Annotated in this window: 24 protein-coding genes; 15 read left to right on the plus strand and 9 right to left on the minus strand. The window is 54.8% G+C overall.

Annotation, left to right across the window (positions count from 1 at the left end; genetic code table 11):
- The first annotated feature begins 50 nt into the window (after nt 1-50).
- The gene (locus tag EDF82_RS03240; RefSeq protein WP_199733654.1) at nt 51-1,643 is read left to right on the plus strand and encodes an ABC transporter substrate-binding protein; all 1,593 of its coding nucleotides are present in this window, start codon (nt 51-53) and stop codon (nt 1,641-1,643) included.
- Nucleotides 1,644-1,778: 135 nt separating this feature from the next.
- Nucleotides 1,779-2,447 (plus strand): DUF3313 domain-containing protein, encoded by a 669-nt coding sequence (locus EDF82_RS03245; RefSeq protein ID WP_123754166.1) that lies wholly within the window; start codon nt 1,779-1,781, stop codon nt 2,445-2,447.
- A gap of 68 nt (nt 2,448-2,515) precedes the next feature.
- On the opposite strand, the gene EDF82_RS03250 is transcribed toward EDF82_RS03245, so the two are convergent.
- Nucleotides 2,516-3,412, minus strand: a complete 897-nt coding sequence (locus tag EDF82_RS03250; RefSeq protein ID WP_123754167.1) for a DMT family transporter — start codon at nt 3,410-3,412, stop codon at nt 2,516-2,518.
- 182 nt (nt 3,413-3,594) lie between these two features.
- Between EDF82_RS03250 and EDF82_RS03255 the strand changes: the two genes are divergently transcribed.
- The gene (locus EDF82_RS03255; protein ID WP_123754168.1) at nt 3,595-4,461 is read left to right on the plus strand and encodes a helix-turn-helix domain-containing protein; all 867 of its coding nucleotides are present in this window, start codon (nt 3,595-3,597) and stop codon (nt 4,459-4,461) included.
- Here the strand turns inward: EDF82_RS03255 and EDF82_RS03260 are convergent.
- Complete coding sequence (locus EDF82_RS03260) at nt 4,441-5,607, minus strand: benzoate/H(+) symporter BenE family transporter (protein ID WP_123754169.1); 1,167 nt, start codon at nt 5,605-5,607, stop codon at nt 4,441-4,443. The two genes, EDF82_RS03255 and EDF82_RS03260, sit on opposite strands and share 21 nt — an antisense overlap.
- Nucleotides 5,608-5,830: 223 nt before the next feature.
- Here EDF82_RS03260 and EDF82_RS03265 point away from each other — a divergent pair, with 223 nt between their 5' ends.
- The 5 genes from EDF82_RS03265 to EDF82_RS03285 all read left to right on the plus strand — a co-directional run bounded on the left by EDF82_RS03265 (nt 5,831) and on the right by EDF82_RS03285 (nt 13,010).
- Entirely contained in the window at nt 5,831-7,870 is a 2,040-nt protein-coding gene (locus EDF82_RS03265) for a beta-galactosidase (protein WP_123754170.1), read from the plus strand.
- Nucleotides 7,867-9,246, plus strand: a complete 1,380-nt coding sequence (locus EDF82_RS03270) for an MFS transporter (RefSeq protein ID WP_123754171.1) — start codon at nt 7,867-7,869, stop codon at nt 9,244-9,246. Before EDF82_RS03265 ends, EDF82_RS03270 begins: the two co-directional genes overlap by 4 nt.
- A 97-nt stretch (nt 9,247-9,343) precedes the next feature.
- Complete coding sequence (araC, locus tag EDF82_RS03275; protein ID WP_227540097.1) at nt 9,344-10,213, plus strand: arabinose operon transcriptional regulator AraC; 870 nt, start codon at nt 9,344-9,346, stop codon at nt 10,211-10,213.
- A 49-nt stretch (nt 10,214-10,262) separates the two neighbouring features.
- Entirely contained in the window at nt 10,263-10,811 is a 549-nt protein-coding gene (locus tag EDF82_RS03280; protein WP_123754173.1) for a helix-turn-helix domain-containing protein, read from the plus strand.
- A gap of 234 nt (nt 10,812-11,045) precedes the next feature.
- Nucleotides 11,046-13,010 carry a U32 family peptidase gene (locus EDF82_RS03285; RefSeq protein ID WP_123754174.1) on the plus strand — a complete coding sequence of 655 codons (1,965 nt, stop codon included), beginning with the start codon at nt 11,046-11,048 and terminating at the stop codon, nt 13,008-13,010.
- Nucleotides 13,011-13,023: 13 nt separating this feature from the next.
- Here EDF82_RS03285 and EDF82_RS03290 read toward each other — a convergent pair whose 3' ends face one another.
- The 6 genes from EDF82_RS03290 to EDF82_RS03315 all read right to left on the minus strand — a co-directional run bounded on the left by EDF82_RS03290 (nt 13,024) and on the right by EDF82_RS03315 (nt 16,873).
- On the minus strand, nt 13,024-13,257 hold the full coding sequence (locus EDF82_RS03290) for a DUF2554 family protein (RefSeq protein WP_123754175.1): 234 nt from the start codon (nt 13,255-13,257) through the stop codon (nt 13,024-13,026).
- A 152-nt stretch (nt 13,258-13,409) separates the two neighbouring features.
- Nucleotides 13,410-13,721: a hypothetical protein gene (locus EDF82_RS03295; RefSeq protein ID WP_123754176.1), complete on the minus strand. Its 312-nt coding sequence runs from the start codon at nt 13,719-13,721 to the stop codon at nt 13,410-13,412.
- A 99-nt stretch (nt 13,722-13,820) separates the two neighbouring features.
- Nucleotides 13,821-13,946, minus strand: a complete 126-nt coding sequence (locus EDF82_RS03300) for a DUF2474 domain-containing protein (protein WP_123754177.1) — start codon at nt 13,944-13,946, stop codon at nt 13,821-13,823.
- Nucleotides 13,946-14,956: a cytochrome d ubiquinol oxidase subunit II gene (gene cydB, locus EDF82_RS03305; protein WP_123754178.1), complete on the minus strand. Its 1,011-nt coding sequence runs from the start codon at nt 14,954-14,956 to the stop codon at nt 13,946-13,948. The genes EDF82_RS03300 and cydB overlap by 1 nt, the downstream gene beginning before the upstream one ends.
- On the minus strand, nt 14,956-16,353 hold the full coding sequence (locus EDF82_RS03310) for a cytochrome ubiquinol oxidase subunit I (protein WP_123754179.1): 1,398 nt from the start codon (nt 16,351-16,353) through the stop codon (nt 14,956-14,958). The genes cydB and EDF82_RS03310 overlap by 1 nt, the downstream gene beginning before the upstream one ends.
- A 169-nt stretch (nt 16,354-16,522) precedes the next feature.
- Nucleotides 16,523-16,873, minus strand: coding sequence for a DUF1294 domain-containing protein (locus EDF82_RS03315; protein WP_123754180.1), 351 nt, complete (start codon nt 16,871-16,873; stop codon nt 16,523-16,525).
- A gap of 161 nt (nt 16,874-17,034) precedes the next feature.
- Here EDF82_RS03315 and EDF82_RS03320 point away from each other — a divergent pair, with 161 nt between their 5' ends.
- The 3 genes from EDF82_RS03320 to EDF82_RS03330 all read left to right on the plus strand — a co-directional run bounded on the left by EDF82_RS03320 (nt 17,035) and on the right by EDF82_RS03330 (nt 19,133).
- Nucleotides 17,035-17,889 (plus strand): AraC family transcriptional regulator, encoded by an 855-nt coding sequence (locus EDF82_RS03320; protein ID WP_123754181.1) that lies wholly within the window; start codon nt 17,035-17,037, stop codon nt 17,887-17,889.
- A 55-nt stretch (nt 17,890-17,944) separates the two neighbouring features.
- Nucleotides 17,945-18,352 carry a DUF2000 domain-containing protein gene (locus tag EDF82_RS03325; RefSeq protein WP_123754182.1) on the plus strand — a complete coding sequence of 136 codons (408 nt, stop codon included), beginning with the start codon at nt 17,945-17,947 and terminating at the stop codon, nt 18,350-18,352.
- 250 nt (nt 18,353-18,602) lie between these two features.
- The gene (locus tag EDF82_RS03330; protein ID WP_123754183.1) at nt 18,603-19,133 is read left to right on the plus strand and encodes a glyoxalase superfamily protein; all 531 of its coding nucleotides are present in this window, start codon (nt 18,603-18,605) and stop codon (nt 19,131-19,133) included.
- 59 nt (nt 19,134-19,192) lie between these two features.
- Here EDF82_RS03330 and EDF82_RS03335 read toward each other — a convergent pair whose 3' ends face one another.
- Nucleotides 19,193-20,140: an alpha/beta hydrolase gene (locus tag EDF82_RS03335; RefSeq protein ID WP_123754184.1), complete on the minus strand. Its 948-nt coding sequence runs from the start codon at nt 20,138-20,140 to the stop codon at nt 19,193-19,195.
- Between the two features lie 279 nt (nt 20,141-20,419).
- On the opposite strand from EDF82_RS03335, the gene EDF82_RS03340 reads away from it, so the two are divergent.
- From EDF82_RS03340 to EDF82_RS03350, 4 genes are all read left to right on the plus strand, one after another.
- Nucleotides 20,420-21,145, plus strand: coding sequence for an alpha/beta fold hydrolase (locus EDF82_RS03340; protein WP_123754185.1), 726 nt, complete (start codon nt 20,420-20,422; stop codon nt 21,143-21,145).
- A gap of 128 nt (nt 21,146-21,273) precedes the next feature.
- Nucleotides 21,274-21,834: a nucleotidyltransferase family protein gene (locus EDF82_RS03345; protein WP_123754186.1), complete on the plus strand. Its 561-nt coding sequence runs from the start codon at nt 21,274-21,276 to the stop codon at nt 21,832-21,834.
- Between the two features lie 89 nt (nt 21,835-21,923).
- Nucleotides 21,924-22,082 (plus strand): hypothetical protein, encoded by a 159-nt coding sequence (locus EDF82_RS25205; protein WP_158613262.1) that lies wholly within the window; start codon nt 21,924-21,926, stop codon nt 22,080-22,082.
- A gap of 95 nt (nt 22,083-22,177) precedes the next feature.
- Nucleotides 22,178-22,858, plus strand: coding sequence for a class I SAM-dependent methyltransferase (locus tag EDF82_RS03350; protein ID WP_123754187.1), 681 nt, complete (start codon nt 22,178-22,180; stop codon nt 22,856-22,858).
- The last annotated feature ends 65 nt before the right edge of the window (nt 22,859-22,923 follow it).

Consider the following 22,923-nt stretch of genomic DNA (forward strand, 5'->3'; position numbering starts at 1 on the left):
TGGAAAACAACAAGCTATTCATTAGCTGACAAATTAAAAAAGGAAACGTTATGCAACGCAAACTCACCACGCTTGCTCTGACATTAACGGCGCTCACGTTCGGTTCCAGCGTGAGCGCAAAGACGCTGGTTTACTGCTCCGAAGGATCGCCGGAGAATTTCAACCCACAACTCTATACCTCCGGAACCAGCGTCGATGCCAGTGCGGTGCCGGTTTATAATCGCCTGGTCGACTTTAAGGTAGGCACCACCGAACTGCAGCCGAGCCTCGCAGAAAGCTGGGAGGTGAGTGAAGACGGCAAGGTCTACACTTTCCATTTGCGTAAAGGGGTGAAGTTTCAAAGCAATAAATATTTCACGCCCACCCGCGATTTTAATGCCGATGACGTGATCTTCTCTTTTATGCGGCAAAAAGATCCGCAGCACCCTTATCATAATGTCTCCAACGGTAACTACTCGAATTTCGAAAGCCTCGAGTTTGGTCAGTTAATTACCGCAATTGATAAGCCTGATGAATATACCGTGCGCTTTACCTTAGCCCGTCCCGAAGCGCCGTTTGTCGCCGACCTGGCATGGTATTTCGCCTCTATTTTGTCGGCGGAATATGCTGACGCGATGCTAAAAGCCGGCACGCCGCAGCGTGTCGATTCCGACCCCATTGGCACCGGGCCGTTTAAACTGGCGCAATACCAGAAAGATTCCCGCATTTTATTTACGGCTTTTCCACAGTACTGGCAGGGGAAAGCCAAAATTGATCGCCTGATATTTAGTATTACCCCGGATGCATCGGTGCGTTACGCCAAACTGGAGAAGAACGAATGCCAGGTGATGCCGTTCCCGAACCCGGCAGATTTGCCGAGAATGAAAGAAAACAAAAACATTACCTTGATGAGTAAGGCGGGTCTGAATACCGGTTTCCTGGCGTTTAATACCCAAAAGCCGCCGCTGGATAATGTCAAAGTTCGTCAGGCGCTGGCGCTGGCGATTAATAAACCGGCGATAATTGAAGCGGTATTCCACGGTACCGGCAGCGCCGCGAAAAACCTGCTGCCGCCGGGGGTGTGGAGTGCCGACAGCGAGTTAAAAGATTACGATTACGATCCGCAAAAAGCGAAAGCGCTGTTGCAGGAAGCGGGCCTCAGCGGGCCTGTGACCATTGACCTGTGGGCGATGCCGGTGCAGCGTCCTTATAACCCCAACGCCAAACGTATGGCCGAGATGATTCAGGCCGACTGGGCGAAGATTGGCGTGCAAACTAAAATCACAACCTATGAGTGGGGTGAATACCTCAAGCGTGTCAAAGACGGTGAACACCAGGCGGCGCTGATGGGCTGGACCACCGCTACCGGCGATCCGGATAACTTCTTCGGGCCGTTGTTTACCTGCCAGTCGGCGAACGGCGGATCGAATTCGGCAAAATGGTGTTATCCGCCATTTGACCATATTATTGCCGAAGCGAAATCGATTACCGATCGGCAAAAACGAGAGGCGCTGTATAAACAGGCACAGCAAATGATGCACGATCAAATGCCGGCGGTAATGATTGCCCATTCGACTATTTTTGAACCCGTTCGCAATACGGTTTCTGACTACGAAATCGATCCTTTTGGCAAGCATATTTTCTATCAGGTCGATATAAAATAAGCTGGAAATGTGAATCCGCCCACCGTGGCGGATTTATTTTTGCAAACGTTTGACGAACCCCATTTTTTGTCACAAAACTTAGTCTGGTAGTTTGCTATAAATCGCGCCGACAACTGCATTTACAGGGATTCACTCATGCGTACTCATTTCATTTTTAAAGTGGCGGCACTCGCTGGTCTGTTAGCACTCGCGGGTTGCGCCTCAAAAATTGCTTCGCCAGAAAAGTATTCTGGGTTTTTAAAAGATTATTCCAAATTAAAAGAAACCACCTCGGCATCGGGAAAACCGGAACTGCGCTGGATTTCTGCGGACTATAACCCGAAAAATTACGATAACGTGGTTTTTAACCCGGTTATCTATTATCCGGTGCCAAAACCGACGACTCAGGTGGGCGAAAATGCACTGCGCAATATTCTCAATTACACCAACCAACAGCTGAAGCAAGCAATTGGCGAGCGCAAACCGCTGGCGGCAACCCCTGGTCCGCGCAGCCTGATTTTCCGCGGCGCTATCACCGGTGTGGATTCGAGCAAAGAAGGGCTGCAGTTCTATGAAGTGATTCCGGTGGCGATGGTGGTGGCAGGCACAGAAATGGCCACCGGGCATCGCACCATGAACACCAGTCTGTACTTTGAAGCGGAGCTGATCGACGCGGCGACCAACAAGCCGGTGATGAAAGTGGTCCGTAAAGGCGAGGGCAAAAATCTGGCGAACGAAAATACGCAACTGACCGCCGATACCCTGAAACAGGTGATTGACGAGATGGCGATCGACGCCGTCAAATTCGATCCGACCCAGAAGTAGCACTCATTGTTTGACAAAAAAAGGCGCCTTCCGGGGCGCCTTTTTTCTGTTAGCCAGCCATCGCGGCGTTACGCCAGCCTGCGGCGCAGGAACCACTGCTCGGGGCGGGCAAACATCACCAGGTTACCCACCAGAATCAGCGCCAGGCCGACAACTGCGTTACTGTGCCAGACATAGCCTTCGTAAAAGGTCGAGATGGTCAGGGCCACCAGCGGGAACAGCAGCGTGCTGTAGGCGGCCTTGCCGGCGCCGATACGACCCACCAGGGTGAAATACGCACCAAACGCAATTACCGAACCGAACAGAGCCAGATACAGCAGCGCCCCCATATAGCTTAGCGTCCACTGCGGGGTAAAATCATCGCCGCGCAGCAGGGCGATGGCGCCCATTACCAGCGTGCCGTACAGCATCGCCCAGCTGTTGGTGGTCAGCGTTTCCAGACCGCGGCGCTGGTGGCGCATACTGAGCATATTACCCAGCGAAAAGCCGTAGGTCCCCAACGCGCTCAGGCCAATACCCCACAGCAGCGAGGCGTTGAGCCCGTTACTCAGGAGGTCGTCCCAGAACAGGGTCACAATCCCGGCGAGACCGAGAGCGGCGGCGAGCCAGAAGCGTGCCGGAGGCTGCTGGCGGAAGAAAATAAAACCGTTAATGGCGTTAAACAGCACCGCCATGGAAAAAATGACTGACTCGAGGCCGGTATTGATGTGCGCCGCCGCGGTGTAAAAGCACCAGAAGTTAAAGCAGAACACGCAGCAGCCCTGCAGCACGCAGAACAGATGATCGCGCAGCGCCAGCGGACGCAGGCGGCGGGTGACCAGCAGAATCGCCAGCATCGTGACGCTCGCGACGGCAAAGCGCCAGAAAATGGATACCGGGGCAGCGACCGGTCCCTGTTGTAAAAAGATGGCAATCCACGTGGTGCCCCAGATAATCACCACCAGTCCGTACAGTAATGCGTTCAACTTCTCTCTCCCGTAAATACGCCAGCGGGTAGTGTGTCACCGGTTGAGCGTCGGCGCTGTCATCTGCCGGGGCGCAACTTGCAAATTCTTGCGCTTATTTTTGCCCAGGGGCGGGAGAGTTCTGGTATCCGGCGCCGACTCTTCATAGACTAGAGGTTTACGGAATCGGATGTGTAAAGGCTATGGCTTACGGGACTTTCGAAACATTACGTCGACAAAACGCGGTCCTGCGGGAAACGGTGGAGCTGAACTCCGGTATCCAGCTGGCGGCGTGGTATAACAATCTCGATACGGTGACCGTTCGCAGCAACCATCACACCCTGAGCCTGTACGTAGCCGACGGCTACGAAAGCTATCAAAAAACGCCGCAGGGCTGGAAAAACGGTGGCGGTCCGGATCGCTTCTGCCTGATGCCAAAAGGGGCGGAGAGCACCTGGGATATTCGCGGCGACCTCTCTTTCGTCCATCTCTACTGCACCGACGAGCACCTGCGCAAGGTTGGGGAGCAGATCTGGGATCGCAGCCCGGCGTCGTTCAGCCTGCAGGAACAGACCTTCTCCCAGGATGATAAAATTACCGCTGTCTATCGCCAGTTCCTGCTCGATTACGACTGGCAGCAGCAGGCTAACCAACTGATGTTAAGCTCCGCCAGCACGCTGCTGCTGACTCACCTGATTCAGCACTATTCAAACGTGCAGTGGCGTTTACCCACGGTCTCCGGTGGCCTGGCGCCGCACGTGCTGCGTAATCTGCTAGCGCGGATTGAAGAGCAACTGGATCAACCGCTCACCCTGGCGGATCTGGCGCAGGAAGCGGCGCTCAGCGAGTATCACTTCGCGCGCATGTTCCGCCAGTCGATGAATATGGCGCCGCATCAGTATGTGATGCAGCGGCGAATGATTAAGGCCCAGGAGCTGATCTGCCGCAGCACTCAGTCGCTGACCGAGATCGCCATGGCCTGTGGGTTCAGCTCCGCCAGCCATTTTAGCAACCGGGTGAAGAGCGCCACGGGCCTGACGCCGTCGCAGCTACGTGCGGCGCAGCGTTGACAGCAGGGCGAAGCTCAATCCCCCCAGCACCAGCCCCCAGAAGGCCGAACCAATCCCTGCTAAGGTGATGCCGCTGGCGGTCACCAGAAACGTCACCACCGCCGCATCCCGTTCATTTTCCTGATTCAATGCCTGAAACAGGCTCCCGCCAATGGTGCCGAGCAGCGCCAGCCCGGCAAGCATCTGGATCCATGCCGTCGGCAGTGCCGCCATCAACGCAGTGATCGAACCGCCGAACAGCCCGGCGAGGAGATAAAAACCGCCCGCCGCCGCCGCAGCCAGCCAGCGCCGCTGCGGATCGGGATGCGCTTCCGGACTTTGGCAGATGGCCGCGGTAATAGCAGCAATACAGATCGAATAGACCCCAAACGGCGACAGAATCAGCGCCAGCGCGCCGGTGGCGACAATCAGCGCCGACGTCGGCACCCGATAGCCGGAAGCCTGCATAGTGGCAAAACCGGGGGCGTTTTGTGAGGCCATAGTCACCAGGAAGAAGGGCAGCCCGACGCTGAGCAGCAGAGAAGGGGTAAACTGCGGCGCGATATACTCCGGCATGACCAACAACTGCGTGATATGACCGCCGACGATCTCACCGGAGATCCCGGCGATAGCCCCGCCAACCAGCAGCGCTGCAATCACCGCGAAGCGCGGGTAGCAGGCTTTACACAGCAGCCAGGCGGCGAGCATCCCGCCGCACAGCAGCAGGTGTCCCTCGAGGGTGGCGAAAGCCTGAAGACCAAAGCGCAGGAGGATCCCTGCCAGCATCGCTGCCGCCAGCGAATGCGGGATGATTTTCATCAGCCGGGCAAACAGACCGGTGACCCCGCACAGCACAATCAACGCATTGGCAAAGATAAAGACGCCAACCGCCTGGTTCAGCGTGACCCCTTGCAATCCGCTGACCAGCAGCGCCGCGCCGGGCGTCGACCAGGCGGTGAGGATCGGCACTTTGCGCCACAAGGTCAGGGCCAGGGTGCTGACCCCCATGCCCAGCCCCAGCGCCGTCATCCAGCCAGCTATCTGCTGTGCGTTGGCCCCGGCCGCGGCGGCGGCTTGCCAGATAATGGCGGCAGAGCTGGCATAGCCCACCAGCACGGCGATAAAACCGGCGAGCAGCGTCGGCAGGGGGAGTGAAAACGAGCGCATAGTGACCTCTTGTGCGTTATAACATCCGCCACACTGTAGCACTGGCCGTTATAACGCACAATCGTCTTCCGCCAGCTGTGCTTACCCCGATGCGGTCCGCTGAAAAATGTGATCGCTATCGACTCCCCACGGCGATAGCAGATTGCTCTATGTTGCTAGCAGCTAATTTCATCCGTTCCCGATGATTCTGCGTTATGTTTCCGGTAACACAAAGGAGCGAATAATGAATCAATTTTGGTATGGTGCTGCGTATTATCGAGAATATTTAGCGGAAGAGCGATTGCAGGAAGATATTGCCTTAATGAAAGAGGCGGGTATTAACTATGTGCGTATCGCGGAAAGTACCTGGAGCACCTTTGAACCACGGGAAGGCGAGTTCGATTTTAGTTCGGTAACCACGGTACTGGATGCGATGTACCACAATAATATTGCGGTAATTATCGGTACGCCGACCTATGCGATCCCCGCCTGGCTTGCTAAAAAATATCCTGAAGTGATGGCAACGACCCCGCAGGGGAAAAATCTGTATGGCCACAGACAAAAGATGGATATCACCCACCCGACTTATTTATGGTATGCCGAGCGGATTATACGTCAGTTATTACAGGCGACAGCACAGCATCCGGCCGTTATTGGTTTTCAAATTGATAATGAAACAAAATACTACGACACCTGTTCGGAGAATGTACAAATTGAATTTGTGCAATCATTAAAGAAACGCTTTGGTAATAATCTTGATGAACTTAACGCCGCTTTCGGCCTTGATTACTGGAGTAACCGCATTGGCGCATGGGAAGATTTCCCGTCAATGAACGGCACCATCAACGCCAGCCTCGGGAGCGCCTTTAAAACGTTCCAGCGGTCGCTGGTGACGCGTTTTCTTAGCTGGCAGGCTGACCTGGTCAGAGAATATAAAAACGATCGACAGTTTATTACGCATAACTTTGATTTTGACTGGCGCAACTGGTCGTACGGGGTCCGCGCAGAAGTCGACCATTTTAAAACCTCGGCGGTGGTCGATATTACCGGCGTGGATGTTTATCATCCAAGCCAGTTTCACCTGACGGGCGCCGAAATTGCCTTTAGCGGCGATATCGCGCGGGTGACAAAAGACCGCCGCTACATGGTGCTGGAAACTCAGGCTCAGGCATTTAAGGACTGGACGCCGTTCCCCGGCCAGCTACGGCTGCAGGCCTGGAGCCACGTCGCCAGCGGCGCCTGCCTGCTGGGGTACTGGCACTGGCACTCTCTGCATAATTCGTATGAAACCTACTGGAAAGGGATTCTGAGCCATGATCTGAAACCCAATCCGATTTATCAGGAGGTGTGCCAGACAGGGGCTGAACTGCGCGACTTTGCCCCGCAGGTGATGGCCTATGCGCGCAAAAGTCGAATCGCCCTGGTGGTCAGTAATGAATGTCTTACGGCGATTGACTGGCACCCCTGGCGCGGGCATCAATTTAGCCGGGACACCCAGCATCAATATAATGATATTTTCCGTCTCTATTATGACACGCTGTATCGCATGAATATCGAAGTGGATATTCTGGCGGTCGACGATCCGCGGATATTCAGCTATGAAATGCTGATCTGCCCGCTGCTTTATACGGTCAGCGATGAGATTCTGCATCAGATTAATGATTATATTAAAACGGGCGGCCATGCCATCTTCTCCTTTAAATCGGCATTCGCGGATGAAAATATGAAGGTGCGGACCTGCGAGCAGCCAGGCATTATCTCCGCGGCCGTCGGGGCGAGTTATCAATTATTTGTTGAACCGGATCGCACGACCCTGACCTCAGCGTGTTTATCGTTATCCGGGCTGGATACTACCGTTGACGACTGGATGGAATTACTGGTGCCAGAAGATAATGCGACAGTCCTGGCTCGCTACGAACATCCTTACTGGAATAAATATGCTGCTGCCACATTTAACTGTTATCAACAGGGTAGTGCGGCGTATATCGGCTGTCATTTATCTACTGAGGTATTACGTGAAATGATGCGCTATATACTGCAAGAAACGCTGCCGACGGCAGTACCGGACGACAATATCACCTTCCCCATTATTATGCGTCATGGCGTTGATGAGAATAATAAGGAGCTGATCTATTTCTTTAATTATAGTGCCGAGCCACAACGCGTTACCTTTAATCAGCCTCACGGGCGAATGCTCTTTACTGGCGATGCGGTTCATGCCGGAGATGACATTCTCTTAAGTGATTGGGATGTGCAAATTATTCTTCTGGAGAACAGAGCATGAGTTCCTTATCAATAGCGCAGGCGCAGTCGACCAATGAACAGCCCGGTTTTCGTGAACGGCTGGCATTTGGTTTAGGCGATTACGGCACCAACCTGACCTATACCATGATGGTGACATTCCTGGCCTGGTTTTATACCGATATCGTCGGTATCTCGGCCGCCCTGATCGGCTCGTTAATGTTTTTTGCTCGCGTCGTGGACGGTGTGATCTGCGTGTTCGTCGGGATCCGCATTGATAAAACCGATACCCGGCTGGGGAAAGCGCGGCCGTGGGTGCTGTGGACGGCGGTGCCATTTGGCTTATCGGCGTTTTTGATGGCGACGGTTCCCGGCATTGGCGACAATGGCAAAATAATCTATGTCTGCGTGACCTACCTGCTGGCGAATATTTTCTTCACCGCCAACAATATTGCCTATGGCTCATTACTGGCACTGATCACCCGTGATACCTGGCAGCGTGGGGTGCTCAGCGTCTTTCGTAAGGGGCTGTCGACCTGTGGTTCGTTGACCGTTGGCGTCTTTACGCTGCCGATGGTGGCGGCATTGGGCAATGGCCAGACGGCGTGGATCATTGTCTTCGCTATTTTTGGCTTCTTCACTGCCCTGTGTCTGTTGCTCACCGGCGCCTGGACCCGCGAACGCATCAAGCCGGTTAATCAGGAAAACCGCCACCATATTCAGACCCGGGAAGTGATCCGCTCGATCGTCGGCAATCGGTACTGGTTGATGATCTTCTTCTATCTGCTGATCACCTTTACCAGCCTGACCGCGCTTTCCACGGTAAGCGTCTACTACTCACGCTATATCCTGCAGGACGTCTCTCTGATGTCGTGGATCAGTCTGGCGCAATACACCCCGGGCCTGATCACGCTACTGATTATTCCGTGGCTTATCAGACGGCTGGGCAAACGTAACCTGGCGTTGCTGGGGCTGACGGTGTGCAGCATCGCCTATTTGCTGCCGCTACTCGATAAAACCAATTCGCTGTACATCATTCTGGCGACGGCGGTGCGCAGCGTCGGTTTCTGCGGCATCGGTGCGACGATGTTTGCCTTCCTCGCGGATACCATCGATTACGGGGAGTGGAAAACCGGCCTGCGGATTGAAGGGATCCTGTTTAGCGCGGGTACCCTGGGGCAGACTCTGGGAATGGGGCTGGGCAGCGCAAGCGTTGGCTGGATGCTGGGCGCTGCCGGATTTGTCAGCGGCGGCAATGCGGTTCAGTCACCGCAGGTGATCACCATGATTGAGTTTTTGTTTATCGCCTTTCCCTTTGCACTGGCGTTAATCAACATGGTCATCATGTATTTCTACCGGCTGGACGCGATGTACGAGCAGGTCTCTGAAGATCTTTCGCAAGGGAAGCTGGCGCAATAACCGGCGGGCGCAATCCTGGGGTTGCGCCATCCACTCAACCAGGCAAAATGGCAGAATGGTCTAGAAAGCAATGTGGTTGCCGACAATGAATAGCGAAATGGCGGATGATGATCTGGTGATCTATTCGCCGCTGATGCGCAGTTTTACCTTTAACGCCTGGCTGGTGGCAGGCTATACGCCGATCGTACAGGGCAATAAACTGGACACCTTTATCCAGCGAGAGCTGGGCATGAAAGGGTACATCATTAATATTACGCTCCGTGGCGCCGGCGTAGTGCATCGTAATAATGAGACCTTTATTTGTCGCCCCAACGATGTCCTGCTGTTTCCTCCGGGCTGCCCTCATCATTATGGCCGCGAGCCTACGAGCGATAGCTGGCAGCATCTGTGGATTTATTTTATGCCCCGGCCTTACTGGATTGACTGGCTAAAGTGGGACCGACAGTGGCATGACGTGGGGATAACGCAAAGCGTCGACGAGGCGTTTTTGCAGCGCCTAAAGGCTGACTTCAAAGAGGTTATTCGCCTGTACTCGTCGTCGGACCGTCTGGATGCCATTCTGGCGGTGAATTGCCTGGAGCGGATCCTGCTGCACTGCTTTAAATTGCAGCCGGGCAGCAACTGCGTCTCGCTTGACCCGCGGATCATCGCTATCTGTCAGTTTCTTGATGAGCATCTGGAAGAGAAAATCACCATCGATACGCTGGCGGCACGGGCGTTTCTGTCGCCTTCCCGGTTGGCGCATCTGTTCCGCCAGGAGACCGGTATGACGATTTTCGCGTGGCGGGAAAAACAGCGAATGAACCGCGCCTCATTGCTTTTGCAGCATGCGCAACTGACGATAGCGCACATCGCCCAACTGGTGGGATATGACGATGCGCTCTATTTTTCACGTTTATTTAATCAGCAGTTTGGCGTCGGGCCGCGCGAATACCGCAAACGGTTTTCGCAATTAAATGCCCTGTAGAATCATATCAATGCGCGTATAATTTCCCCTGAGATAATCTGGAGGTGGAATGAATATTGCGCAACATCTGGCGACAACCCTGAAATCACTGCGCCAACAGCGCGGCTGGAGCCTGTCGCGGTTGGCGGAAGAGACCGGCGTATCGAAAGCGATGCTGGGGCAGATTGAGCGGAATGAGTCCAGCCCGACGGTCGCCACGTTGTGGAAAATCGCCACCGGCCTGAATGTGCCGTTCTCGACTTTTATTGTGGCGGACGCATCAACCGCGCCGTCAGCCTTTGACCCGCAGCAGCAGGCGATGGTGGTGACCCCGGTTTTCCCGTGGGACCCGGAGCTACGTTTTGACCATTTCTCGATAACCCTCGCCCCCGGCGCGCTGAGTGAATCGACGCCGCACGAAAAAGGGGTCATTGAACACGTGGTGGTGATCGATGGGGTGCTGGATCTGTGTCTGCAGGGCGAATGGCACGTCTTAGCGCCGGGAGAGGGGCGTCGGTTTGCCGGGGATCTGGCGCATGCCTACCGCAACAGCGGCGGGCAAACCGCTCATTTTCATTCGCTGATCCATTACCCAAAAGAAAAAGCCGCAGGGGTTTAACCTGCGGCCAATCAAAACGATCGATAATAACCACTCACAACGTGACGAGGAAAATCCGGAATACGTGATGAGAGTAACGCCGGTCGTTTTGAGAGGGAAATACCTTTTTCTTCAATGCTTTGCCGGGAAGTGAAAATTCACCCACTGCGGGTGGTGGAAAATGTTTTCGTCTCCGGCCACTTCTGACTACAATAGCCGCCATTTCGACCCCCTATAACGGATAACAACGAGCGTATGCGCCTGCAAAACCATCATCTTGAACTTCTTAGCCCAGCCCGCGACGTCGGGATCGCCCGTGAAGCGATTTTACACGGTGCGGACGCGGTCTATATCGGCGGGCCAGGCTTCGGCGCGCGTCACAATGCCAGCAACAGCCTCAGCGATATCGCGGCGCTGGTGCCGTTCGCCCATCGCTATGGCGCGAAGATCTTTGTGACCCTGAACACGATCCTTCACGATGATGAACTGGAACCGGCGCAGCGCCTGATTACCGACCTGTATGAAACCGGCGTTGATGCGCTGATCGTGCAGGATATGGGAGTGATGGAGCTGGATATTCCACCGATTGAGCTTCATGCCAGTACCCAGTGCGATATCCGCAGCGTGGAGAAAGCGAAGTTTCTCTCCGACGTGGGATTCAGCCAGATCGTGCTGGCGCGCGAGCTGAATCTGCAGCAGATCAAAGCGATTTACGACAACACCGATGCGACCATCGAGTTCTTTATTCACGGCGCGTTGTGCGTGGCTTATTCCGGCCAGTGCAACATCTCGCACGCGCAGACCGGGCGCAGCGCCAACCGCGGCGATTGCTCTCAGGCCTGTCGTTTGCCTTACACCCTGAAAGACGATCAGGGACGAGTGGTGGCCTATGAAAAGCATCTGCTGTCGATGAAAGATAACGACCAGACGGCCAACCTGGCGCAGCTGATTGACGCCGGCGTACGCTCCTTCAAAATTGAAGGGCGCTACAAAGATATGAGCTACGTAAAAAATATCACCGCGCACTATCGCCAAATGCTCGATGCCATTATTGAAGATCGCGGTGACCTGGTGCGCTCGTCCGCCGGGCGTACCGAACACTTCTTCGTGCCTTCCACCGATAAGACCTTCCATCGCGGCAGCACCGACTATTTCGTCAATGCGCGCAAAGGCGACATCGGCGCTTTTGACTCGCCGAAATTTATCGGCCTGCCGGTAGGGGAAGTGCTGAAAGTGGGCAAAGACCATCTCGACGTTGAAGTCAGCGAAGCGCTGACCAACGGCGATGGCCTCAACGTAATGATTAAGCGCGAAATCGTCGGTTTCCGCGCCAATACGGTAGAAAAAACCGGTCAAAATCGCTACCGCGTGTGGCCGAACGAGATGCCGGCAGATCTGTATAAAGCGCGTCCGCATCAGGTGCTGAACCGTAACCTCGACCATAACTGGCAGCAGGCGCTGCAAAAAACCTCCAGCGAACGCCGGATTGCGGTGGATATTACCCTCAGCGGCTGGCAGGAGCAGCTGGTGCTGACCATGACCTGTGAGGATGGTGTCAGCGCGACCCATACCCTGGACGGCGAGTTTGCCGAGGCGACTCAGGCCGACAAAGCGCTGGCGAACCTGCGCGACGGTATTGCTAAGCTGGGGCAGACCATCTATTTTGCCCGCGATGTGCAGGTTAATCTGCCTGGTGCGCTGTTTGTGCCGAACAGCCTGTTGAACCAACTGCGCCGGGAAACGGTAGAATTGCTCGACGAAGCGCGTCTCAACGCCGCTCCGCGTGGCCAGCGTAAAGCGGTTTGCGTGCCGCCGCCGGTGTACCCTGAGACTCATCTGTCGTTCCTTGCCAACGTCTATAACCATAAAGCGCGTGAATTCTATCAGCGCTACGGCGTGAAGCTGATCGATGCGGCCTATGAAGCGCATGAAGAGAAGGGCGACGTGCCGGTGATGATCACCAAGCACTGCCTGCGTTTCGCCTTCAATCTGTGCCCGAAACAGGCGAAAGGTTCGATTAAGAGCTGGAAAGCCACGCCGATGCAGTTAATTCATGGCGATGAAGTACTGACGCTGAAATTTGACTGCCGTCCTTGCGAAATGCACGTGATCGGCAAGATGAAAAACCACATCCTGAAGATGCCGCTGCCGGGAAGCATTGTGGCCTCCGTCAGTCCGGATGAACTGCTGAAGACCTTACCTAAGCGCAAAGGCGCCTGATCGCCGACGATCGCTACTGGCGAAAGAACGTTTGCGGCTTTCGCGCGTTCTGCCAGTGGTGACGTTCACGGAGGTCGGCGGCGGCCTCGTCACACTGGCTGCGCAACTCATCACTATCGGCCTCGTGTAGCAATTGCTGTTCGAGGCTCTGCACCGGAAAGTATTCGTGTCCCTGTTGCCGGGCCAGCAGGTGGCCGGAAAATAACGCGCACATCAGTACCAACGTCGAAACGCATCTCTTAAGCATATCCTGTACCAGTGGCAGGTGAGTGAGGCTACTATGCCTCTGATTTTTTGAGCTTTATTGTGGCGTTATCAAAGAAGGGCAAAGATTGTGTCAGGTTGTCCTGACGAAAGGCGAAAAAAAGCCCGGCGGTATCAATCGCCGGGCGGAGGCCGTTATTTTTTCGGCGGTAACGGTTTGCCGTTATGCTGACCACCGTCTTTCGGTGGCTGCTTGCCGTTGTGCTGGTTGTTTTTTGACGGTTGCTTGCCGTTATGCTGGCCATCTTTTGGTGGCTGTTTGCCGTCGTGCTGACCACCTTTTTGCGGCTGCTTGCCGTTGTGCTGGCCGTCTTTTTGCGGTTGCTTACCGTCATGGTGCTGACTGTTAGCTGCGTTTCCCGGCGGTGGTGGCGGGTTATCGGCCGCAAACGCAAAAGAAGAGAGCGCAAACGTCATCGCGGCAGATAACAAAACAATTTTTTTCATCACTACATCCTTTATTTTTATGTGCCTTAAGATTTCAGCAAAAAAATGTGGAGACAAAATGGAGGTTCTGTTATTCAGAATCGTCTTATCCGTACAGGATTAAACTTTCAGTCCCGCCGCCGTCATCAGCAGTCGAAAAAGCATACTGATTGCCGCCAGCGCCAGTACGCTTCCTCCCCATAATGCGACCATCCACAATAACTGTTTGAGCCTGGATTGATTCATCAATGATACCCCTCACCATGTTGGACTTTGCCGCGAAAGACGTAATAACTCCAGAAGGTGTAGCCAAGGATCACCGGGATAATAAGCAGGGCGCCCACCAGCATAAAGCCCTGGCTCTGCGGCGGAGCGGCGGCCTGCCACAGCGTAATATTGGGCGGAATAATATAGGGCCAGATGCTGATCCCCAGGCCGCTGAAGCCAAGGAACACCAGCCCGAGGGTCAGGATAAAGGGCCGCGCGTGGCTATTGCGGTTGCCCAGGATTTGCCATAACCAGAATCCGATGACCGCCACCAGCAGAGGAACGGGCAGCAGGAAGAACAGATCCGGCAGGCTGAACCAGCGGGCGGCGATGGCCGGCTGCGCCAGCGGGGTCCACAGGCTGATAATGGCGATCGTCGTCAGCAACGCCAGCAGCAGGCCGCGCGAGGTGCGACGCATCTTATCCTGCAGCGGGTTCTCGCTTTTCATCACCAGCCACGTGGCGCCGAGCAGCGCATAGGCCACCGTCAGCCCCAGGCCGCAGAACAGGGTAAAAGGCGTCAGCCAGTCGAACATCCCGCCGCTGAAGGCGCGTCCGCTCACCGAAAAGCCGTTGATCACCGCCCCAACAACGATGCCCTGGGTAAAGGTGGCCAGCAGCGAGCCGCCAAGGAACGCCGAGTCCCAGAACGGGCGGTGCGACGGCGTGGCCTGGAAGCGAAACTCAAACGCCACGCCGCGGAAAATCAGGCCAATCAGCATCAGCGTCAGCGGGATCGCCAGCGCGTCGATAATCACCGCGTAGGCCAGCGGAAATGCCCCGAACAGCGCGGCGCCACCGAGCACCAGCCAGGTTTCGTTGCCGTCCCAGACCGGGGCGACGCTATTGACCATCACGTCACGGTCTTCGCCGTCACGGGTGGTGCTGAACAGGATGCCGATCCCTAAGTCAAAACCATCCATCACGATATACATCAGGGTGGCGAAGACGATGATCACAAACCAGATAACCGATAAATCGATCCCCATTAGTGGGACTCCTTATGCTGAAAACCTTCCGTTGCGGCGGAGAGCGGGCGAGCCGGTGTGCCGGAATGCGGCGGATTGACCGCCTGCGGGCCTTTGCGGATCAGGCGCAACATATAGCTGTAGCCGACGCCGAACACTGCGCTGTAGACCACGAAAAAGGTCAGCAGGCTGACGGTCATATGCAGGTCGCCGTGAGCGGAGACGGCGTCAGCGGTTCGCTGTACGCCATAGACCACCCAGGGCTGACGGCCCACTTCGGTGGTGACCCAGCCGGCCAGAATCGCGATCAGCCCGGACGGCCCCATCCAGAGCGCGAAGCGCAGGAACGGCCTGGACTGGTACAGACGATGGCGGTAGCGCAGCCACAGCGCCATTACCCCGAGCAGGATCATCAGCATGCCGAGGCCGGCCATCAGGCGAAATGACCAGAAGACGATGGTTGAGTTCGGGCGATCTTCCGGCGCGAACTCTTTCAGGGCGGGTACCTGTTTATCGAGACTGTGGGTCAGGATCAGGCTGCCGAGCGCCGGTATTTCCAGGCCGTAACGGGTACGTTCCTGCTCCATATCCGGCAGGCCAAACAGCAGCAACGGAGTGGGTTCTCCCGGACGGTTTTCCCAGTGGCCTTCGATGGCCGCAATTTTCGCCGGCTGATGCTTCAGGGTGTTCAGGCCGTGCATGTCGCCAATCATCGCCTGAATGGGGGCGACGATAAGCAGCATCCACAGGGCCATGGAGAACATCGCGCGGATCGCCGGGATGTTATTGCCGCGCAGCAGGTGCCACGCCGCCGAGGCGCCGACAAACAGCGCGCTGCTGAGAAAGGCGGCGACCGTCATGTGCAGCAGGCGATATGGGAACGACGGGTTAAAGATAACTTTAAACCAGTCGACCGGGACCACCTGGCCGTTGACGATCTCGAAGCCCTGCGGGGTTTGCATCCAGCTGTTAGAGGCGAGGATCCAGAAGGTTGAAATGATTGTCCCGAGGGCCACCATGCAGGTGGCGAAGAAGTGCATTCCGGGGCTGACCCGGTTCCAGCCGAACAGCATGACGCCGAGGAAGCCGGCTTCAAGGAAGAAGGCGGTCAGGACTTCATAGGTCAGCAGCGGGCCGGTAATGCTGCCGGCAAATTCAGAGAAACCGCTCCAGTTGGTGCCGAACTGATAGGCCATCACGAGGCCGGACACCACGCCCATGCCAAAGTTGACGGCGAAAATCTTCGACCAGAAGTGGTACAGAGAGCGCCAGACCGGATTTTTGGTTTTTAACCATAATCCTTCCAGCACCGCCAGATAGCTGGCCAGCCCAATGGTGATGGCGGGAAAGATGATGTGGAAAGAGACGGTAAAGGCGAACTGGATTCGCGCAAGGTGGAATGCATCAAGACCGAACATGCAGTACTCCGCAAGAAAATTGATTCAGCGCAATTTTAAAGGGCAGCAGCAGGGGGTTGCAGAGGCAGAAGCGGGCTTTTTTATGATAACAGTTGTGTGACTGTTATGATTTTACGCGGGTGCTAATGGTGGAACAGCGCCCGCGTCGGACGTGAGCGAGTGTCGGGGATCAGACCGCAACGGGGCCCCAGGCATACAGCCAGTATCCGCCCGCCAGCACGATAATGTTCAGTATCACGCTGATCATAAAGTAGGTTTTAAAGGGCTGCTTTTGGGTTTTATGGCGAAAACACTGCTGACCCACGATTGCGCCAGGCCATCCACCGACGAAGCCAAATACCAGCAGCGTGGCTTCAGGGACGCGTCGCCATGCCTTGCGGGCAGCGGTTTTATCCATCCCGTAGAGCGCCAGCGTCAGGAGATTGACCAGCAGGAACCACATGATCAGCGGGTGAGGCAGGAACAGGCTGCCAGCCGCCGCGAGGCCCAGCAGAAGATAACAGAAGCGATTGAGAATCATAGGGCGGAAAATATGGACCGAAGTGAAAGAGGACCAGTATACCCGATTCTGGCGAGGCGGTGACGCTGGCCTGTCTGACACAATTACTCGGGTAATCTCTTTATACCTTAAAATGTATACTATTCAGGTAATGGTTTCGATGAATGGGTCTGAGAGTAAATATGTCAGGAATAGCTGAATCCCCGATGTCTGGCGACTGGATAGATTTTCGTCGCGATTCGGAGACCGGGATCGAGAGCGTCAACGCCCATTTCAAAGGGCATGCGTACGATGACCACGATCACGAAGAACTGCTTCTGGGGGTGACGCTGCAGGGGTCGCAAAGATTCAGTTGCCATCGGGCCGTCCACACCAGTACCCCCGGCAAAGCCATTCTGATTGAGCCAGGTGCCGTGCATGACGGTTATGCGGCACAGCCGACAGGCTTTACCTATGCCATGCTGTATATTCCCCAGAACTACGTCGCCGATAGCCTGAGCCGCTACGGAATGGGGGATATCTCGGTTGTTCAGGCCGCATTTCGCCATACGCTGACTGAAGATCGCCAGCTGATCGTCGCCATCTCCCAGGCGTTTGACGCCATTCACAACAATGAAGGCCGACTCGCGCGTGATGAAGGGCTGGATCGCCTGATGGCGCACCTTATGCCGCATGTTGAACGGAAACCGGCCATCGCGCTCACCGAATCATTGCTGAAGATGAACCGGGTGCGGGACTATCTGCATGAACATCTCGCCTGGAACCCGGGGCTAGATGAATTGACCCGCATCAGCGGCATCGATCGCTTCCGGCTCAGCAGGCAGTTTAAGGCCGCTTTCGGTCAATCGCCCCATGCCTATCTTGTCCGGTTACGCTTGCGTACTGCCCGCCAGCTGTTAGCGAGCGGTCTCTCCCCGGTGCTGGTTGCTTCGCAAACCGGTTTTGCCGATCAGAGCCATTTGGGACGCTGGTTTAAACGCGCCTACCGGATCACGCCGGCCACCTTCCAGAGCAACTGCACAAACGTTCTATACTGACCACCGGTCCCTGAGCGAAGATATTTTTTCGTATGACAGACGGGACTTTTTAAACATGTTTGATACCAAGATTGCCTATATTCTGCGCGACGATTTGCCAACCTGGCAGCGTCTTAATGTGGTCGCTTTTCTGGCCACCGGGATCGCATCTGCGGCGCCGGAGATAATGGGTCAACCCTATATTGATTCTCTGGGACGAACCTACGGCAATATGTCCGGGCAGCCGATGCTGATATTTGAGGCGAATCTCGACAAGCTGAAAACGGTGCATCGCAAAGCGCTTGAGCGGGGCGTAACCCTTATTCCTTACATTCATGCGATGTTTTCCACCGGCCATGATGAGGCTAACCGGGAAGTATTCCGCGCGGCAGATGGCGATAATCTGGATCTGGTGGGAATTGGTCTGCGTGGCCCCAAAAAAGAGGTCGATAAGGTGATTAAAGGGATCGCTCTGCACAAATAGTATTACCGCCCGGCGGGATCTGACCGCCATATTCATCCTGGTCTTCTGTTTATTTTCAGAAGGCCAGCCGCGCATACTTGCTTCATTTCAGTCCATCAGCTAATTTCCTCTGAGGCTTGTGCTGCCTGCCGCTCGCGTCCTCACGGAAAGGTGAAAGCACGTCATTATCCCGGTTTTGCTTCATTCATCTTTTTTGACGATCGGGGTCTGGTAATGCGAGCACCGGTGTGCCCTGACGACAGGAGAGAGAATGTTTTCTATCGCACAAGCAAAACTGATGGCCACAAAATTACGCGCTGAGCTGGCGTCACGCGAGGTCACGATTTCCCACTCAGCCGCTCTCGAAATCGTCTCTCAGCAGATGGGCTTTAGGGACTGGAATACGGCATCGGCAACGTTAGCCCCTCAGGCCGCCGACGCGGTTGTGTTGTTTGAAAAGTGCATTCCTATTTTGCGCATGTTTGATGAACGCAAAGCCCGTGAGTTTTACCTTGATTTCCTTGGGTTTACGGTGGAGTTTGAGCACCGTTTCGAAGCGGACCTGCCGTTGTATATGGGCATTAGGCGTAACGGCTTGCAGCTCCATCTGAGCGAACATCATGGCGATGCCAGCCCGGGGGCCACGCTTTTTGTTCCCATGAATCACATCGCGTTATTCCGGGATGAGTTAAATCTTAAACAATACGGCTATGGCCGGCCCGAAATCGTCCAGCAAGAGTGGGGAAAAATCCTCGAGGTGTACGATCCGTTTGGCAACAGAATACGCTTCTGCGAGAGCTGAATGAACGCCGCCGTTGACATGACTGCCCGCGACATTGCGGGCAGTATTTAACTGCTGGATTATTGACAGCCAGCGCTACCCACCATTTTCTCATCGCTGATATCCACCAGCGCGCTGCGGAAAGAGGCGGTGAACATCGGGCCATGGCCCAGGCCGGGGAAATCCCAGTAGGCAGTATTGACGCCTTTCTCTTTCAGCGTGGTGAGCGAGGCGTGAATTTTCGTCAGTATCCCGTCGAGGTGCTTTTCACGGTTATCGTTCGGCATCGCCGATCCTTCCATGATCGACAGGTGTTTTGCGCAGTATTGTGCCGGATTGACCGCCGTAATACGGCTCAGCAGTGCGTCATTGCCTCTGCCCAATGACGGGCTGGCGCTGTAGTACCGCTGAAACAGGGAGGACGACAGCCAGGCATCCAGGACCAACAGGCCGCCGAAGGAGTGCCCCCACAGGCCGCGGCGCTGGGGATCGATGTTCAGCCCTTGTTCTGCCTTCACGGCAATACGCGTTTCGAGTAACTGGCGGAAATCGTTGCTACCGCCGCTCTTACGATTCGCGCGCTCGCCGCTGGTGCTGGTTTTGCCGCTTTGTACGCCTGCTGGCGTATAGTCGTAGGCGCGGGCGTTGAGGTCAAAGGGAAGGTTGGTTTGATATCCGACCGCCACGATCACCGGCGGTGATTTGTCTGCCAGCTGCCGGAGCAGGGCTTCATCCAGCCGGTCCATGACCGCATTGCCGTCGAGCATATACAACACCGGGTAGCCCGACGCCGGCGCGGCTTTATTGGGGACGGCGGTCCAGACCCGATAATGGCGGGAGCCATCGGCAGAATCGAACTGATTGACGCTGAAGTGGTAAACCGCGGAGCCCTTATCCGCGATACTCGGTCCCAGCGGCTGCATATCCGGCCTCGCCAGACTTTGCGTGCTGACGATTAAGGTCAAACAAGAAACAAGAGAAAACAACGCCTTACTCGGACGTGGTGCACGATACTCACGGGCATACATCTGATGATTATTCCTTTTCCGCTGGTGGTATCGTCGTTCCGGCCCTGTGGTGTTCCCCTGGACGCCGGTATACCGTACCAGATAACTCATTAATGCAAATGATAACAATTACCAATGTCATTCAATGATTGCAACCTTAATTAAAGGCCTCGTAGAAAAGTAAGACCCGGCAGGAACGATCGCTGGTGGCAAGGTAGTCTGAATCTGGTAGGTCATCTTGAGTACGATGACCTGAGAGATGTATGCTTTTCATCCACATAAAATCTTGCAGGAGCAACTATGTCGGAAGTGCCAGGAATGCCACCGTTGTTCTACCGTGCCGAAGGGGAAGGCCCCTTAGTCATCATGCTTCATGGTCTTTTGATGAATGGGCGGTGTTGGGACGATAACGGTTTTATCGCGGCCATCAGCCCCTTTTTTAATGTCGTATGTCCGGATTTGGCAGGACACGGTGCCAGCGAAAAGTCTGATATTCAGGACTTCTACCGCAGAGAAAATCAGGCATTAGCGGTTGTGAAACTGATGGATGAACTCGGTTATGAAAAAGCACATCTGGTAGGTTATTCAGCAGGGTCGTGGTTGGCGATGGAACTGTTAAGGTCTTATCCGGAGCGGCTAAGTTCAGTAGTATTAGGGGGATGGGATTGCTTAAAAGGGCTTCCCGATATATCCGGCAGCAAACTCACTTTTGAAATGTTTATGTCGTACGCTCGCCAGGTCGCGCCAGAACTCACGGAAACGCTGTCATCTAAAGATGAAATAAGTGCAGGATGCTTTTTTAACGAACTACGCAAACCTGTTGCAGGTGATGCTAATTTATTCCCCTGCCATACCCCGGTAATGTTCTGGGCAGGTAGTCGCGATCCTTATTACGCTTCAATGGCTGAGCTGGCCGGACAACATGCAATACCATTGATCTGCGGTGAAGGCGATCATTTGGGCGAGATAAATCATCCAGACAGTTCGACCATCGCTCAGGTACTTAACTATATAAAAGGCCAATGATTTTCGGGCGCAAAGGTATTATTTTGTCAGACCCTTCGTGTTGCTGGTCGCCCGGTGACATTGTGGCGCCAGGATACCGATAGGTTACTCTCAGCAGGTGGAACCGAATTGTTTGACCAGGGAAAATCATGACGCATCAGGAGATAGTGCAGCGCATATTGGCAGATGACCCGCTGAGAATGGCGGCGCTCCGCGCCGTGCAGGCGTTGCAGTTGCCTGACGGCTGGATCGGGGCAGGGTTTGTGCGAGATGCCGTGTGGGATCATCTGCATGGATATGGGCAACGCCCGATCTCCGGGGATGTCGATGTGGTCTGGTTCGATGCGGCTCAGCGCGATCCTGAACAGGACTACGCCCTGGAAGCGCAGCTTAATCGGCACCTGCCGGCATTTAACTGGTCGGTGAAGAACCAGGCCAGAATGCATCAACGCCACGGTCACAATCCGTATCGCTCAACGCGGCATGCCCTGCAGTTCTGGCCGGAGACCGCCACGGCGGTGGCGGTCAGGCTTGGGGAGACGACCGCTATCGAGATGATTGCCCCCTATGGGCTCGACGATCTGTTTGCCCTGCGTCTACGGCCTACGCCGTCATTTGAGCATGAAAAGCTGGCTGTTTTCCGGCAACGCGTCATCGCAAAGCGCTGGATGGAACGCTACCCCGGATTGCATCTGCTCATCCCCCGTTAGAATTACTTATCCCGGCTTTAAGCGCCGCTTATTGGCTAAAAAAGCAGCGAACGATATCTTTCATAACATCAACTGACGTGAGGTTATTTATGAAAGATATCTATTTTCAGGCAAAAGTCGAAATGGCAAAAACGTTGTGTACCCATGGCGTCGGCTTGCCGTTAATATCAACCGCAACGGGCCTGACGTTGCATCAAATTAAATGTGAATTAAAAAAAGCATCAAAATTTAAAAGTCGCAGTCGCTAACTATTCAACCATTCCTGCCAATCGTTCACTTCATTTCATCACCATATCATGTATAAATTTGTGGATATTGTTGCTGGCATACAGGCGTCTTTATAATGAACGGCTATGAACATGAATATCGCCAATTGATAGCAAATGGGGCTATCGCGTGGGCAGGTGAGGGGTATCAGCGGGCAAAACAACAACAGGAGCTCATTTTTCAGTGGCTCAAGGCTGCGCAATATCTTCCGCCTCCGGGCGCTGCGGTACTTGAATTGGGGTGTGGAAATGGCGCAATGGCAGCGCAGTATCTTGCGCAGCAGGGATATGCCGTGTGGGGAATCGATATATCTGCAACCGCAATTTGCTGGGCGGAAAAGCGCTTTCAACAAGCCGGTCTCCCGGCACACTTTCTGGTCGGTGATGTCGGTCATATCGACCAATGCGAAGACGCTACTTTTGAACTCATTATGGACGGCAGCTGTTTACATTGCCTGATTGATGGCGCCCGGACTCGCTGCTTTGCAGAGGTGAGAAGATTGCTCAAGCCTGGCGGCCGGTTTGTGATCGGTTCTATGTGCGGCACTCCTCGCTATGCTCAGGATATTGCGGCGTACGATCCAGTCTGCCAGCATTTACTGAAAAATGGACAACCCTGGCGTACGCTGAAGCCGCTTCAGGCGTTAATCGATGAGGTAGAAGATGCTCACTTTAAGGTGCTGGCGGTCCGGGTGAATCACAATCCGTGGTGGGATCATGCCACTTTGGTCTGTGCAGCCGATTCATCGTCGGGGTAAGGGCGTCAGGGCCGCAAACTGAGCTATAACAGTTTTTATAAACGACTATTTTTTTATGGCTGATA

Source organism: Klebsiella sp. BIGb0399, assembly GCF_003752615.1.
Classification (GTDB): domain Bacteria; phylum Pseudomonadota; class Gammaproteobacteria; order Enterobacterales; family Enterobacteriaceae; genus Klebsiella; species Klebsiella lignicola.